This window comes from Avibacterium sp. 20-132, assembly GCF_023611925.1.
GTDB lineage: Bacteria > Pseudomonadota > Gammaproteobacteria > Enterobacterales > Pasteurellaceae > Avibacterium.
In genome coordinates this window covers 1466615-1481122 of record NZ_CP091456.1, presented here as the reverse complement: position 1 = coordinate 1481122, position 14508 = coordinate 1466615, and the positions used below count along the sequence as shown (strand labels likewise).

General features: G+C 41.8%; 12 protein-coding genes. All 12 read right to left on the bottom strand.

Features of this window, described 5'->3' with window-relative positions; translation table 11 throughout:
- Positions 1-63 precede the first annotated feature (63 nt).
- From L4F93_RS07055 to ftsI, 12 genes are read right to left on the bottom strand one after another with little or no spacing between them, the layout of a single operon-like run.
- Positions 64-666 carry a hypothetical protein gene (locus tag L4F93_RS07055; RefSeq protein ID WP_250349640.1) on the bottom strand — a complete coding sequence of 201 codons (603 nt, stop codon included), beginning with the start codon at positions 664-666 and terminating at the stop codon, positions 64-66.
- 32 nt (positions 667-698) lie between these two features.
- Entirely contained in the window at positions 699-1976 is a 1278-nt protein-coding gene (gene ftsA, locus L4F93_RS07050) for a cell division protein FtsA (RefSeq protein ID WP_250349639.1), read from the bottom strand.
- Between the two features lie 24 nt (positions 1977-2000).
- A complete protein-coding gene (locus L4F93_RS07045; RefSeq protein WP_395895920.1) occupies positions 2001-2771 on the bottom strand; it encodes a cell division protein FtsQ/DivIB in 771 nt (256 codons plus the stop codon).
- Positions 2771-3697: a D-alanine--D-alanine ligase gene (locus L4F93_RS07040; protein ID WP_250349638.1), complete on the bottom strand. Its 927-nt coding sequence runs from the start codon at positions 3695-3697 to the stop codon at positions 2771-2773. The genes L4F93_RS07045 and L4F93_RS07040 overlap by 1 nt, the downstream gene beginning before the upstream one ends.
- Positions 3698-3708: 11 nt before the next feature.
- Complete coding sequence (murC, locus tag L4F93_RS07035) at positions 3709-5139, bottom strand: UDP-N-acetylmuramate--L-alanine ligase (protein ID WP_250349637.1); 1431 nt, start codon at positions 5137-5139, stop codon at positions 3709-3711.
- Positions 5140-5162: 23 nt separating this feature from the next.
- Positions 5163-6221: an undecaprenyldiphospho-muramoylpentapeptide beta-N-acetylglucosaminyltransferase gene (murG, locus tag L4F93_RS07030; protein WP_250349636.1), complete on the bottom strand. Its 1059-nt coding sequence runs from the start codon at positions 6219-6221 to the stop codon at positions 5163-5165.
- A 16-nt stretch (positions 6222-6237) separates the two neighbouring features.
- A complete protein-coding gene (gene ftsW / locus L4F93_RS07025) occupies positions 6238-7416 on the bottom strand; it encodes a putative lipid II flippase FtsW (RefSeq protein ID WP_250349635.1) in 1179 nt (392 codons plus the stop codon).
- 10 nt (positions 7417-7426) lie between these two features.
- Positions 7427-8737 (bottom strand): UDP-N-acetylmuramoyl-L-alanine--D-glutamate ligase, encoded by a 1311-nt coding sequence (murD, locus tag L4F93_RS07020; protein ID WP_250349634.1) that lies wholly within the window; start codon positions 8735-8737, stop codon positions 7427-7429.
- A 19-nt stretch (positions 8738-8756) separates the two neighbouring features.
- Positions 8757-9839 (bottom strand): phospho-N-acetylmuramoyl-pentapeptide-transferase, encoded by a 1083-nt coding sequence (mraY, locus tag L4F93_RS07015; RefSeq protein ID WP_250349633.1) that lies wholly within the window; start codon positions 9837-9839, stop codon positions 8757-8759.
- Positions 9833-11215, bottom strand: a complete 1383-nt coding sequence (gene murF / locus L4F93_RS07010) for a UDP-N-acetylmuramoyl-tripeptide--D-alanyl-D-alanine ligase (RefSeq protein WP_250349632.1) — start codon at positions 11213-11215, stop codon at positions 9833-9835. Before murF ends, mraY begins: the two co-directional genes overlap by 7 nt.
- Positions 11212-12687: a UDP-N-acetylmuramoyl-L-alanyl-D-glutamate--2,6-diaminopimelate ligase gene (gene murE / locus L4F93_RS07005; RefSeq protein ID WP_250349631.1), complete on the bottom strand. Its 1476-nt coding sequence runs from the start codon at positions 12685-12687 to the stop codon at positions 11212-11214. The genes murF and murE overlap by 4 nt, the downstream gene beginning before the upstream one ends.
- A 21-nt stretch (positions 12688-12708) precedes the next feature.
- The gene (gene ftsI, locus L4F93_RS07000) at positions 12709-14508 is read right to left on the bottom strand and encodes a peptidoglycan glycosyltransferase FtsI (protein WP_250349630.1); all 1800 of its coding nucleotides are present in this window, start codon (positions 14506-14508) and stop codon (positions 12709-12711) included.

The window sequence follows — 14508 nt, the reverse complement described above, 5'->3', positions numbered from 1 at the left end:
TAAAAATTCCAAAAAAATAATAAAAGAAACCAAAAAATCGTAAATTTTTCACCGCACTCTATTTTAGGCAACAAAATGTTTTTCAGCAAAACTCAATACGAACTCAACCGCTTCACGATCCATTTGTGCAAATGCCTCATTCAAAGGCTGATGATTTAGTACTGAGATCAAGTTATTATTATCTAATACCTTAAGCGTTGTAGCTAATTTTTCCACTTTGCTGATCGCAATTTCTGCATTTACACTACGTTTGCTTCCTTCAAAATCAAAAGGCTTCACTACCACTGCTGCCAATGGGATTTTAATCTCATTAAGACTCTCTACAATCGCAGGAATCACCATTGAGGATGTGTTACCACCAGCAGCTGAAACTAAGATAACCAAATCACTATTACCAACCATTTGGCGTAATTTTTCTTCTACTTGTTGAGCAACTAATGTTTCTTGATTTAACTCATCACTTAGCAGCAAGCTATCTTGTGCCTTGCTCGTATTGAGTACATCTTTATCGTTATCTATAGCATAAAAAGCAAACTCATTGCTATGGGGGGAACTAATGAACGTATCGTCTTGAGCATTTTTTTGCATTTTATCCATAATCATCTGGAGTTTTTTTGTACCATAACTTCCAACACCCAGCACACTAATCAATAATTTATCACCCACTTTTCTTTCCTCTCAGCTTAAATAAAAATTGATTAAAATTCAGACCGCACTTTATTCATAATTTTTTTCACCCCAGCCCAAGCAGCGCCTAAAAAGCTTTCTCCTGAGCCATATTGATCATTAATAGGGCTTTCATCTTCATCATTATGATTATACTGTAACAAACCAACAACGGTAGAATATTGGGGTTTATTTACATAATCCGTTAGCCCAGTTATATTTAATGGGCTACCGACACGTACTTGCATTCCAAATACTTTAGTGGCACATTGTTTTAAATCTTCAATTTGTGCGCCCCCACCGGTAATCACAACACCAGCAATTAATTCAAACTTCATTTGTTTGCTTTCAAGTTCATACTGCAATTGGTTTAATTCTTGGCGAACTAAGCCGAGTAATTCTTCATAACGCGCTGAGGTGGCAACAGATAATTGTTCTTTGGTTAGCACGCGTGGCGCTCGTCCGCCAATTCCCGCTACTTCAATCCGTTTTTCTGGGTGTGAAGAAGGGGGATTCCACGCACTGCTATAATTCACTTTGATCCGTTCAGCTTCTGTTCTTGATGTTTCACAAGCATAAGCAATATCATCGGTAACACGATTTCCTGCATAAGGAATGACTTTACTAAAACGTAATGCCCCATTAGTGTAAACGACAATATCCATTGTGCCTGCACCAAAATCAATTAAGCAAACACCAAGATCTTTCTCATCTTCGGTTAACACAGAGCAACCTGATGCAACGCCTGAATAAACGATTTTATCCACTTTTAATTTACAACGCTCTACGGCTTTTTTAAGGTTGTTTTGCCAATCTTGGTGACAAGCAATCAAATGCGCTTGCGCTTTTAAACGTACACCTTGTAAACCAAGGGGATCTTTAATATTTACCTGCTTATCTACCGCATATTCTTGTGGAATAATGTGCAATAAGGAAAGCCCTTCGCCCATTCTCACTGAGCTAGCAGTGTGCATTGCGGAATCAATTTCATCTTGCGTAACTTCTCCTTCGGCAATAGGAACAAAGCCACTTTCATTCAGACTTTGGATGTGATCGCCCGTAATTGCTAAAGTAACGCTCATAATCTGGCAATCTGCCACTGATTCGGCTGCCTCAATCGCACGTTGAATAGAGGTCACCACTGCATTGAGATCAGTAATGCTGCCTTTATCAATCCCTTTAGAAGGGCAACTTCCTACACCTAAGATATTTACTACGCCGTCTGGCAACACTTCACCCACAACAGCGACAACTTTAGAAGTACCGACTTCCAATCCGACAATCGTTTTTGATTCCACAATCTTTGCCATTTTCTAACTTCTTATCAGGTAAAATTATTCATTTATATCAATCATTCCTATTGCTGCCCCTACTTTATAGCGTAGATCAACATAGGATAACTTTTTATTTTCAGGAACTTCAATTTGCGGATAAATAGTAGCAAAACGATCAAGTTTGCTTTTCCATTCTCCGCGTCCTAATTTTAATAATACGCCATTATCAAGTTCTAATTGCCAAGCTTCGCGATCATCAATTGCAACAGATTTTAACGTTAAGCCTTTTGTTTTAAGATCTTGATAAATCTTTTTCCACGCATCCAGTACGACTAGACTTTGATAATCAGGCCCTGCTAAATGCGGTAAGTTTTTATCTTGCAACTTATCCATTGGCAATTTAAACACCACGCCATCACTAGATAAAAATTCATTATCGTTCCAAACTGCGACAGGTGTATACTCACTCACTAAAATATTAAGGCGATCAGGCCAAATTTTTCTCACTACGGCTTGTTTGACCCAAGGCATTTTTTGAATTTGCTCACGAACTAAACTTACATCTTGTCCAAAAAAACCTTTAAGATCGCCCATTTTTATCAGCATATCACGCACATCTTCATCGGTGGTGAATGCTGGCGTTCCTACCAGATTAAAAGCACTAATTGGACGATCATCTAATTTTTCCAGCCAGTTTTGCCAATTTGAGTAAACATAAAACAGTAACCCTAGACATAATAGCACAATTAATGGCTTGACCTGCATAAAAAAGCGAGATCTTGGCTCCCCCGTGCGTATGCTTTGTATCGCTTTATGCCGCCATAACTTCATTAAACACTCAGCTCCAAAATTTTCTCTACTAACTGTTCAAAAGAATAACCAACGCTCGCCGCTGATTTCGGGAATAAACTATGGCTCGTCATTCCCGGGTTAGTGTTGACTTCCACTAAGCGGAATTGCCCTTCACCGTCCATCATTACATCAATACGGCTCCACCCACGGCAACCTACTGCATCATAAGCACGCTTGACTAATTGACGTAATTCCTGTTCACGCTCATCAGTTAAACCGGCTGGACAAAAATATTGCGTATTATCAGAAACATATTTTGCTTCATAATCATAAAATTCGCCTTCAGGAACAATTTTAATGGCAGGTAGCACTTCATTGTCTAAAACAGGCACAGTAAATTCATCGCCAGCAAGCCATTCTTCAATCAAAATCGTCTCATCAAAACCTAACGCAAATTCCACCGCACTTTGTAATTCATCAAGATGATTGACTTTCTTTAAACCTACACTTGACCCCTCCAACGAAGGTTTCACCATTAATGGCAGACCTAATTTTTCGACAACAGCGGCAGGATTTAGTTCAGAGACTGTTGATTTCGTTACGATTTCCATATTCGCCACAGGTAAACCAAAGGCTTTCCACAGCATCTTAGTACGCATTTTATCCATTGTTAAAGCGGATGCCATTACCCCACAGCCAGTGTAAGGAAGACCTATTTGCTCAAGCAATCCTTGCATTGTGCCATCTTCGCCACCACGTCCGTGTAAAATATTAAATACGCGATCAAATCCTTGTTGTTTTAATTCCGCCACGGGAAACGTTTTAGGATCAATTGGGTGAGCATCATAACCTAGACTTTTTAAGGCATTAAGCACCGCTTCACCGGAATTAAGCGATACTTCACGCTCTGCAGAAGTTCCCCCAAGTAATACGGCAATTTTTTCTTGTTTTAATGTTTTCTTCATACTGCTTCCAATTAATTTTCTGCCCAATTTGTTGCTAATTGACGGGATAACTTACTCACATTACCCGCCCCTTGCGCCAAAATCAGATCTCCATCTTGAATCACCTGATCTAAGATTTCCGCAAGACTTTCCTGTTCAGCGACAAAAATCGGATCGACTTTACCTAAATTACGAATCGAACGACATAATGAACGACTATCAGCTCCTGCAATAGGGGCTTCACCTGCAGCATACACATCAAGCATTAATAGCACATCCACTTGCGATAATACTTGTACGAAATCATCAAACAGATCTCGAGTACGCGAATAACGATGAGGTTGGAAAATCATCACAATTCGCTTATTTTCCCAACCTTTTTTCGCTGCTTCAATGGTTACGCCCACTTCAGTCGGATGATGTCCATAATCGTCCACTAACATTACTTTTCCATTTGGACGAATAAATTGACCAAGCTGATCAAAACGACGTCCTGCCCCTTGGAAATCGGCTAAGGCGGCTAAAATAGCCTCATTGCTAATCCCTTCTTCTTTTGCCACGGCAAAGGCTGCCGTTGCATTTAACGCATTATGTTTACCCGGGACGTTAAGCAATACATTCACCCGTTCACCTTGCGGTGTAACAACCGTGTAATGGCCTTGAAAACCTGTTTGCTGATAATCTTCAATGCGATAATCGGCATTTTCATTAAAGCCATAAGTGATCACCTGACGCCCCACTTTTGGAATAAGTTCAAGTAACACAGGATCATCTGCACACATTACCGCTAAGCCATAAAACGGTAAATTATGTAAGAAATTGACATAGGTTTGTTTCATTTCTTCAAAATCACCGTGATAGGTTTCCATATGGTCGGGTTCAATATTTGTTACCACAGAAACCATTGGCTGTAAGTGTAAAAAAGAGGCATCACTTTCATCTGCTTCAGCGATTAAATAACGGCTTGCCCCTAAATGTGCATTTGTCCCTGCTGATTTCACTAATCCGCCATTTACAAAGGTAGGATCAAGCCCTGCTTGTGCATAAATCATTGAAATCATTGCTGTTGTTGTGGTTTTTCCGTGTGTTCCTGCAATAGCAATGCCGTGACGGAATCGCATAATCTCCGCTAACATTTGCGCACGTTGAATAACGGGAATGCGGTTATTATGCGCTTCCACAACCTCAACATTATCTTCTTTAATCGCACTGGATACCACCACCACGCTGGCGCCATCTACATTAGCGGGTTGGTGAGAAAAATAAATTTTTGCCCCCAATGCACTTAGGCGTTGAGTTACCGCATTTTCCGCAATATCAGATCCTGTTACTTGATAGCCTTCATTTAATAATACTTCCGCGATACCGCCCATTCCCGCACCACCAATACCGACAAAATGAATTTGTTTCACGCGACGCATTTCTGGCACGGTTTGTCTTACTCGTTTTTGAAATTCTTTCATTGCTCTGCCTCTTGCTTTTATTCTTATTTTGCCACCGCCATAATCACCTCGGCCACCTGCTGAGCAGATTGAGGTGTGGCCATTGCTTTGGCTTTTTCTGCCATTGTTAATAATTGGCTACGATCAAATTGGTTCAACATCTCAATAAGTGCTTCTGCGCTGAGATCTTTTTGTTCAATAATTTTGGCTGCGCCCACATCAGCTAAATATTTTGCATTCAAATATTGCTGTCTATCTTTATGTTGGAATGGCACAAAAATCGCAGGTGTCCCGACAGCCGCAAGTTCACACACGGTTAAAGCACCGGAACGGCAAATAACAATATCTGCCCAGCCATAGGCCTCCGCCATATCATCAATAAAATCAGTTACTTGTACATCAGCCCCTGGCGGATAAAGTGCGGTGATTTTTTCTGACATATTTGCCCCAACTTGGTGACGAACGGTCAATTTATCCCCTAATGCCTCCACCACTTTTGGTAAAGTGAGATTTAATACGCGTGCGCCTTGACTTCCCCCCACCACAAGCACATTTAATTTTCCTGAACGCGCGGCAAAACGCTCGGCGGGGCTTGGCATTGCAAATAAAGATTGGCGAACAGGGTTGCCCACGACTTCAGTATTCGGGAAAGTGTTAGGAAAGGCTTGCAATACGCGCGTTGCAATTTTAGCCAGCCAAGAATTGGTCAATCCCGCCACCGCATTTTGTTCGTGTAACACAATGGGAACCGCACACAATTTTGCTGCCACCCCACCCGGGCCAGAAACATACCCTCCCATACCAAGCACGGCACTAGGCTGATAATCTTGAATAATTTTTTTCGCTTGGAAAATTGCCCGCACAATTTTAAATGGCGCGGCAAGTAAGGCTTTTATTCCTTTACCTCGCAAACCAGAAATTTGAATAAATTTAATCGGGATACCGTGCTTCGGCAATAATTGGGCTTCCATACGATCTTGCGTACCAAGCCAACAGATCTGCCAACCTTGTTGCTGTAAATATTGTGCAACCGCAATAGCTGGGAAAACGTGTCCGCCAGTCCCCCCCGCCATCACCAATAAACGTTTTTTTTGTTGTGCCACAATTTATCCTTTTGTCTTAATCATCACGCAAGCGTGCGTGTCCACTTCGCATCAGTCGATTTTCGTGATCAATGCGCAATAAAATGCCGATACACACCGACATAATAATCAAACTTGATCCCCCATAACTTACCAAGGGGAAGGTTAATCCTTTGGTCGGTAATAAACCTAATGCCATTCCTAAATTCACAAAGCCTTGGAAGAAAATCCAAAAACTGATACCGAAGGCGAAAAACCCTTTGAAACGTTGCTCTAGTTGTAATGATTCTCGCCCAATTTTCATTGCCCTAAACACCAATAATGCTAACAATGCAATGACAAATAAAATGCCGATTAAACCAAATTCTTCTCCGACTACCGCCATCACAAAGTCAGTATGGGCTTCGGGTAAATATTCTAATTTCTGAATGGAGTTTCCTAATCCTTCACCTGTAATTTCGCCTCGACCAAATGCCATTAATGAGTTTGAAAGCTGAAATCCCGTACCATAAGGGTCTTTGAAGGGATCGGAAAACCCCGTTAAACGTTTAAAGCGGTAAGCTGATGAAATCGCTAGCCATAATACAAGCAATACGCCAGAACAACCCAACGCTAAGAATTGCCAGAGATTTGCTCCGACAATCCAAAGCAAGCCAAAAGTAATCACAAATAATACAACGGTACTTCCTAAATCGGGTTGCAACAATAATAAAGCGCCCAATACTCCCATTACAATGAATGGCTTGAAAGCACTGAGTTTGCGGCTGCGCACTTCATCGTAACGACGGGTAAAATAGCTCGCCAAAAAACAAGTGAGCGCCAACTTCGCAAATTCAGCGGGTTGGAAATTAAAGAAAATCATTGGAATCCAGCGTCTCGCACCGTTAATTCTTGACCCAATCCCCGGAATAAGCACCATTACGAGCAAAATGATTGCGATCCAAAAAATATAGCCATAATATTTTTCCCAAAATGTCATTGGAATATTTAAGACGGTGTAGCAAGCAAAAATAGACAACACCACATAAATGGCATCACGTTTTGCAAAATAAAAAGAATCATTGAATAATCTCGCCCCCACAGGAATAGATGCTGAGGATACGGCGATCAATCCAATCACGAGCAAACTCACAAACAACCATAATAATGCTCTATCGTAGAGCAAATTATTTGGTGTGATTCTTAACTGGGCTTTTAACTTTTCAATAAACTGCATTGATGATTCTCTAACTTAGTTTCGCTAAACGAGTAAATTCCTCACCGCGTTTTTCAAACGAGGCAAATTGATCAAGACTCGCGCAAGCAGGGGAAAGTAACACCATATCGCCCTCTTTTAGTTTTGCACGAAAATCCTCTATCGCCTGTTCCATTGTGTCAAATAAATGACTTTGCGTAGAAAGTTGTGCCAGTTTTACACCATCTTGCCCAAAGCAATAACATTCAATATGCGGTTGATTAATAAGCGCAGCGAGTTCAGAAAAATCAGCCCCTTTGCCGTCTCCACCGAGCAATAAATAAAGTTTGCCCGCCACTTGCAAGCCAGTGAGTGCGGCAACGGTGCTACCGACATTAGTGGCTTTGGAATCGTTAATCCAACGTACCCCCTGTGCCAAATGAGCTAATTGAAAGCGGTGATCTAAACCGGTAAACTCACGCAGTGCGGTGCAAATTCCTTGCAAATTTATCCCCGCACTTTGTGCAAGGGCAATGGCAGCAAGCGCATTCATATAATTATGGCGACCTGTCAATCTGATTTCATCGCAAGGTAATATCACCTCATCATATGCCATTAAATATTGTTTACCGTTTTCTGTTTTTAACCAATAATCCGCATTATGTTCGGCGAAACTGACTTGTTTTCTCGCTCGCAAGCTCCCTTCTTGTTGAGTGAGTGGATCTTCGGCGTTAATTACTGCAGTTTGGCAATGATGATAAATTTTTAACTTTGCTTGGCGATAATCTTCTAAATCCACATAGCGATTCATATGATCTTCACTCACATTCAGCACTGTGGCAGCAACGGCTTTTAAGCTATAAGTGGTTTCTAGTTGAAAGCTTGATAGCTCCAACACATAAATATCGTGATGTTGTTCAAGTAAAGAAAGGGCTGGGATACCAATATTACCGCCCATTCCCACTTTCAAGCCCGCTGCTTTCGCCATTTCAGCTACCAGTGTGGTAACGGTACTTTTTCCATTTGAACCGGTAATCGCAATAATCGGTTTATCTGCGGCACGGCAGAACAATTCAATATCGCCCACCACTTCAACGCCAGCTTGAAGTGCGGTGTAAATTTCTGGTGTTTTTACTGCAAGCCCGGGGCTTATCACAATCATATCGCTTTCCAGCAACCATTGTGAGTTCAGGCTCCCTGTATGCACGAGGACATTTTTCCCCAACTGCTCTACACCAGCAGGTGATTGGCGGGTATCCATCACTCGAACCTTTGCTCCTTGAGCAAGTAAATATTCCACACAAGATAGACCGGTTTTCCCCAAGCCAACCACACAGATATTTTTATCTTGATATTGATTCATTGTTTGCTTTCACCCTTTTCTAACGTAATTTCAACGTAACCAAGCCAAGTAATACAAGCATTAAGGAAATAATCCAAAAGCGGATAATCACACGCGGCTCAGGCCAGCCTTTTAATTCAAAATGGTGATGAATGGGTGCCATACGAAAAATACGTTGTTTACGCAGTTTGTAAGAACCCACTTGCAAAATCACTGACAGCGTTTCCATCACAAAAACCCCGCCCATAATCACTAATAGAAATTCTTGTCGCACAAGCACTGCAACCACGCCTAATGCGCCACCTAGCGCAAGTGATCCCACATCGCCCATAAAAACTTGTGCTGGGTAAGTATTAAACCAAAGGAAACCTAATCCCGCCCCAACAATCGCAGTACAAAACACAACCAATTCAGAAGTATATTTTATGTGCGGAATATACAAATAATTCGCCCATTCTATGTTACCCGTTGCCCACGCAATCAAGGCAAATGCCCCAGCAACAAATACCGTTGGCATAATGGCAAGCCCATCTAAGCCATCGGTTAAATTTACCGCATTACTTGTACCAACAATAACAAAATAGGCTAACACAACATAGAATAAGCCAAGCTGTGGCATCACTTCTTTAAAAAATGGCACAACAAGGCGTGTTGCATCAGTATCTTTGCCGACTGCATACATACCAAACACTGCCACTAAGGCAATCGCAGAAAGCCAAAAATATTTCCAGCGTGCAATTAAGCCGTCTGTATTTTTGCGGGTGATCTTACGGTAATCATCCACAAACCCCACCACACCATAGCCGAGCAAAACAAGTAAGCTAAACCAGATATAAGGATTGGCTAAATTCGCCCAAAGTAATGTACTGACGGTAATGGCGAATAAAATCATAATCCCCCCCATCGTTGGGGTACCTTTTTTGCTTAAATGGCTTTCTGGCCCGTCATTACGCACTTCTTGCCCAAATTTTAGAATTTGTAAGCGGCGGATCACTTTTGGTCCAATCCATAAAGAAATTAACAATGCCGTTAATAATGCCAAGATCGCACGTACGGTAATATAAGAAATAACATTAAAACCACTCTGGTATTGTTGCAGATATTCTGCGAGCCAAACTAACATTGAAAGCTATCCTTTAATAATTCAATCACATTTTCTAATTGCATTCGGCGAGAGCCTTTGGCTAACACCACGACAGATTGATTTTGTGCTAATTTTTCTTTAACTAATTCAGTAACAAAATCAGCTAATTGATTTTGTTGAGAAAAATGCGTTCCGCCACATTGGGCTGAAATTACGGCACTTTCCTTACCATAACTTGCGACAAAATCTAATTGTGCGGCTTGTGCAGCCTCTGCCACTTGCTGATGACAAAACTGACTATTTTCGCCTAATTCTGCCATATCGCCAACAATTAAAATGCGAAAAGCGGGATATTTTTGTAACACTTGAATCGCCGATTGCAAAGAATCCACATTGGCGTTGTATGTATCATCAAGTAACAATAAATTTTTGCAAGGCTGAATGGGGAATAAACGCCCTTTCACTTTTGTCCCTGTTGCCAAACCTCGTTGCACATCAGAAAGCGTTGCCCCCACATTCATTGCCAAAGCAGCAGCGGCTAAGGCATTACTGATATTATGTTCACCTAAATAAGGTAACTGAATTGCAATATCCCCTTGCGGACTGTGTAAGACAAATTGCGATCCTTGCTCGTTGAGCTGAATTTCTGTGGCATAAAAATCAGCTTGTGAATTTGTTAAAGAAAACGACCGCACTTGGTGATCGGCGATATTCTTTTGCCAATCAGATAAATAATTGCAATCTAAATTAATTAACGCAATGCCTTGCGGTGCTAAGCCTTGATAAATTTCCCCTTTGGCTTGTGCTACCCCAGCAAGGCTACGAAAACCTTCTAAATGTGCGGCGGCAACATTATTGACCATTGCTACATTAGGACGCACTAATTCGGTGGTGTAAGCAATTTCACCAAGATGATTCGCACCTAATTCGATCACCGCAAATTTATGTTGTGGCGTAAGACGTAATAGGGTTAATGGCACGCCAATATCGTTATTAAAATTACCGTTGGTAAATAAAACCTGAGAAAAATCCCCCGCACTTTGTTGCAAAATGGCAGCCGTCATTTCTTTTACCGTGGTCTTGCCTGATGATCCTGTTATTGCCACAGTTAAAGGGTTAATTTCTGCTTTTAACCATTTGCCCAATTGTCCTAAAGCAAGGCGAGTATCAGCCACAATGATCTGTGGTACGTTAATTTCACATAGGTGATCCACAATCACCGCCAATGCCCCTTGTTCTACGGCATTGGCTAAATATTGATGGCCATCAAATCGCTCACCTTTCAAGGCAAAGAATACGCCTTGTGGATTGGCTTGACGGGTATCCGTGCTGATATTTTCAATCACCACACCACTTTCACCAGAAAGTGTGCCATTGAGAATATTCGCCAATTGTTGTGTCGTTAATTTAATCATTTTGTTTCACTAAAATATTGTTTTACTGTGGCTTGATCGGAAAATGGCAATTTGCTTGTGCCAATAATTTGATAATCTTCGTGGCCTTTACCCGCAATCAGCACCACATCTTGTGGTTGCGCCATTGTAAGTGCTTGTCTAATTGCTTGATCACGCTGATGAATAATCTTCACCTTGGTTAAATCAACAAATCCAGCTTGAATGTCTTGAATAATTTTCGTTGCATCTTCAGTGCGTGGGTTGTCATCAGTAACAATCACGAAATCAGCAAACTGTTCTGCAACGTGTGCCATTTGTGGACGTTTGCCCGTATCTCGATCGCCACCGCAACCAAAAACACAGTAAAGCACGCCATCACAATGTAAGCGTGCGGCTTGCAACGCTTTTTCTAACGCATCTGGCGTGTGGGCATAATCCACAATAGCGGTTGCTTGGTTTGGGGCATTCAAACGCTCCATTCGCCCACAAACGCCCCGTAATTTTGCCACACTTTGGCAAAGTTCGGTTAAGGAATAACCTAAAGCAAGGAGGCTTGCAAAAGCGAATAATAAATTGCTGACATTAAATGCACCGATCAATGGGCTATGTAATTCCCCCTTGCCCCAACTGGACGCAAAATGAATGACCGCGCCTTGATGATGAAATTGGATTTGCTCTGCTTTTAACCATTGTTGATGCGTTGGTTGATAATCAGCTTTTACACTTACTGCAATGGCATTCGGCAATGCCTGCAACCATTGTGCACCAACGGGATCATCAGCATTAATCACTTTATGCTGAGTCGCTAATTCGCTGAATAAACGATATTTCGCCGCTGCATAATTTTCCATTGTATGATGATAATCAAGATGATCACGGCTCAGATTGGTAAAAATCGCCACAGCAAATTGCAAAGCTTCAACACGATGTTGTACTAAGCCGTGTGAAGATACTTCAATCGCTGCAAAATCTGCCCCAGCTTGCACAAAATGATCCAACGCAGATTGAATTTCAATGGCTGAACCGGTGGTGTTTGTCGCTTCCTTTATTTGCCCAAGCACCCCATTCCCAATCGTCCCCATTACCGCGCTGCGATGCCCAAGCAAGTTCGCCCACTGCGCCAAAAGCTGAGCTACCGTGGTTTTACCATTCGTGCCTGTTACACCGACTAATGTTAAATGATGAGAAGGATCATCATAAAATTGCCCTGCAAGATGAGATAAATGTGATGCTAACTCATAATAAGCGATAAGCGGAATACCTTGTTCCATTTTGACGGCTAAATGTTGTTGCGGAAAATCTGCCTCAAAAAGCACCGCACTTGCGCCATTGGCAATAGCTTGTGGAATATAATTTCTGCCGTCTGTTTGATGCCCTTTTATCGCAACGAAAAGACAGCCAGTCTTTACAGAGCGGCTGTCTAAGGTCATTTCGGTCAGCTCAACCTCTTGAGGCAAATGGTTTATCCCCAAAAGTGCGGTGAGTTTTTTCATTCTTTTTTCCTCTACCAGAAGCTAGTTGGTTTTTTCATCTTTTTTCTGATCACTTAAACGAACAGTGCGTTTTGCGACTTTTTGTTGCGCGATGCCATCCGGCGTAACATTATTCATTCGTAGTGCATATCCCATAATATTTGAGAATAATGGGGCAGAAACCGCACCACCATAATATTGTCCTGCTTTTGGTTCATTAATCAGTACAATCAAGGCATAACGGGGATCAGAAATTGGGGCAATGCCTGCGGTATAAGCAATATATTTATCCACATAGCGACCTTTCTCCAGTTTTTTTGCCGTCCCTGTTTTAATCCCGACACGATAACCTTCTACCATTGCGCGTTTATTTTTAATTGCCACTTTTTCCATCATATTGACCACTTCACGGGTAATTTTTTCGGAAAACACACGCTGACCAATCACTGGCGGATCAACCTTAGTAATGGAAAGTGGACGATAAATCCCAAAGCTTCCTAACGTTACGTAAGCACGCGCAATTTGTAGTGGTGTCGCATTTATCCCATAACCATAAGCCACGTTAGCGCGTTCAATATCTGCCCAGCGTTTACGACTTGCATTTAAAATGCCTGATTGTTCACCAATCAACCCTAACTCTGTTGGCTTCCCTAACCCCGCATTTTGGTAGGTTTCCATTAATGCACTCGGTGGCATACGCAAAGCTAAACGACTTACCCCTCGGTTACTGGAATTTTCGAGAATTTCATCAAGGGTTTGGCGATCTCTAGGGGCAACGTCTTTCACTTCGTGTCCATTTAACACCAAAGGCCCTGTATTAATCACTTCGTTACGCCCTACCACACCGTTTTGAAGTGCGGTCAAAACAACGAAAGGTTTTACTGTCGAACCGGGTTCAAAGGTGTCTGTAATCGCTCGGTTTCGCATTAAATCTGCTTTCACACCAACACGGTTATTTGGGTTATAGGAAGGGGCATTGACCATCGCTAACACTTCACCAGTGCGAATATCCACTAATACTGCGGTACCTGATTCCGCCTTATTCTCTGCCACCGCTTTTTTGATTTCACGGTAAACCATTGATTGCAGTTTTTCATCAATACTCAAGGTAACGTCGTGGGCATCATATTTTTTTACATCTGCAATGTCTTCTACAACGTGTCCAAATTTATCCTTGCGGTAAGTACGAGAACCCGATTTTCCCACCAATAACGCGTTAAAACTTTTCTCAATCCCTTCAATGCCTTCACCATCAATATTGGTATAACCAATTAAATGAGCTGTCTCCTCGACTCTAGGATAAAAACGGCGAGCCTCTGTTTTCAGTACAACGCCTTTAATTTTTAGTTGCTTAACATAATCCGCGACGGTTGGTGAAACCTGACGAGATAAATACACGAAACGCGAAGAAGGATCTTTTTCCACGCGTTTAACTAACTGGCTATAAGAAACACCGAGGGCTTTGGCTAAGGCTTGCCAACGATCTTTATCCTGTAACGAATTCTCTTCAAACACAAATTTTGCGTCAGCCACCACGGAATACATTGGCACGCTTACAGAAAGTAATTGTCCATTACGATCTAAAATTGAACCTCGAACTGAAAGCACCTGTTGTGTTCGCACTGAACGCTTATCTGCCTCATCAGCAAGGGGATCCGCATTTACCACTTGCACATAAGCCGCTCGGGCAATCAATGCAGTTAACAAAAGCATAGTGAAAAAAACAGCAACACGAAAACGTATCAGCAAAAAACTACTATCGTAAGAAATTTTAGGTTTATTGCGTTTAATCGCACTGCCTGTGCTAGTGCTACGCTTTGCTTTATTATTTTTCTTAATCAT

What these genes read in the sequence shown, in the direction of transcription:
- ftsA (WP_250349639.1), bottom strand. Translation starts at nt 1,976, where the DNA reads ATGGCAAAGATTGTGGAATCAAAAACGATTGTCGGATTGGAAGTCGGT.
- L4F93_RS07045 (WP_395895920.1), bottom strand. Translation starts at nt 2,771, where the DNA reads ATGAAGTTATGGCGGCATAAAGCGATACAAAGCATACGCACGGGGGAG.
- L4F93_RS07040 (WP_250349638.1), bottom strand. Translation starts at nt 3,697, where the DNA reads ATGAAGAAAACATTAAAACAAGAAAAAATTGCCGTATTACTTGGGGGA.
- murC (WP_250349637.1), bottom strand. Translation starts at nt 5,139, where the DNA reads ATGAAAGAATTTCAAAAACGAGTAAGACAAACCGTGCCAGAAATGCGT.
- ftsW (WP_250349635.1), bottom strand. Translation starts at nt 7,416, where the DNA reads ATGCAGTTTATTGAAAAGTTAAAAGCCCAGTTAAGAATCACACCAAAT.
- murD (WP_250349634.1), bottom strand. Translation starts at nt 8,737, where the DNA reads ATGAATCAATATCAAGATAAAAATATCTGTGTGGTTGGCTTGGGGAAA.
- mraY (WP_250349633.1), bottom strand. Translation starts at nt 9,839, where the DNA reads ATGTTAGTTTGGCTCGCAGAATATCTGCAACAATACCAGAGTGGTTTT.
- murF (WP_250349632.1), bottom strand. Translation starts at nt 11,215, where the DNA reads ATGATTAAATTAACGACACAACAATTGGCGAATATTCTCAATGGCACA.
- murE (WP_250349631.1), bottom strand. Translation starts at nt 12,687, where the DNA reads ATGAAAAAACTCACCGCACTTTTGGGGATAAACCATTTGCCTCAAGAG.
- ftsI (WP_250349630.1), bottom strand. Translation starts at nt 14,508, where the DNA reads ATGATTAAGAAAAATAATAAAGCAAAGCGTAGCACTAGCACAGGCAGT.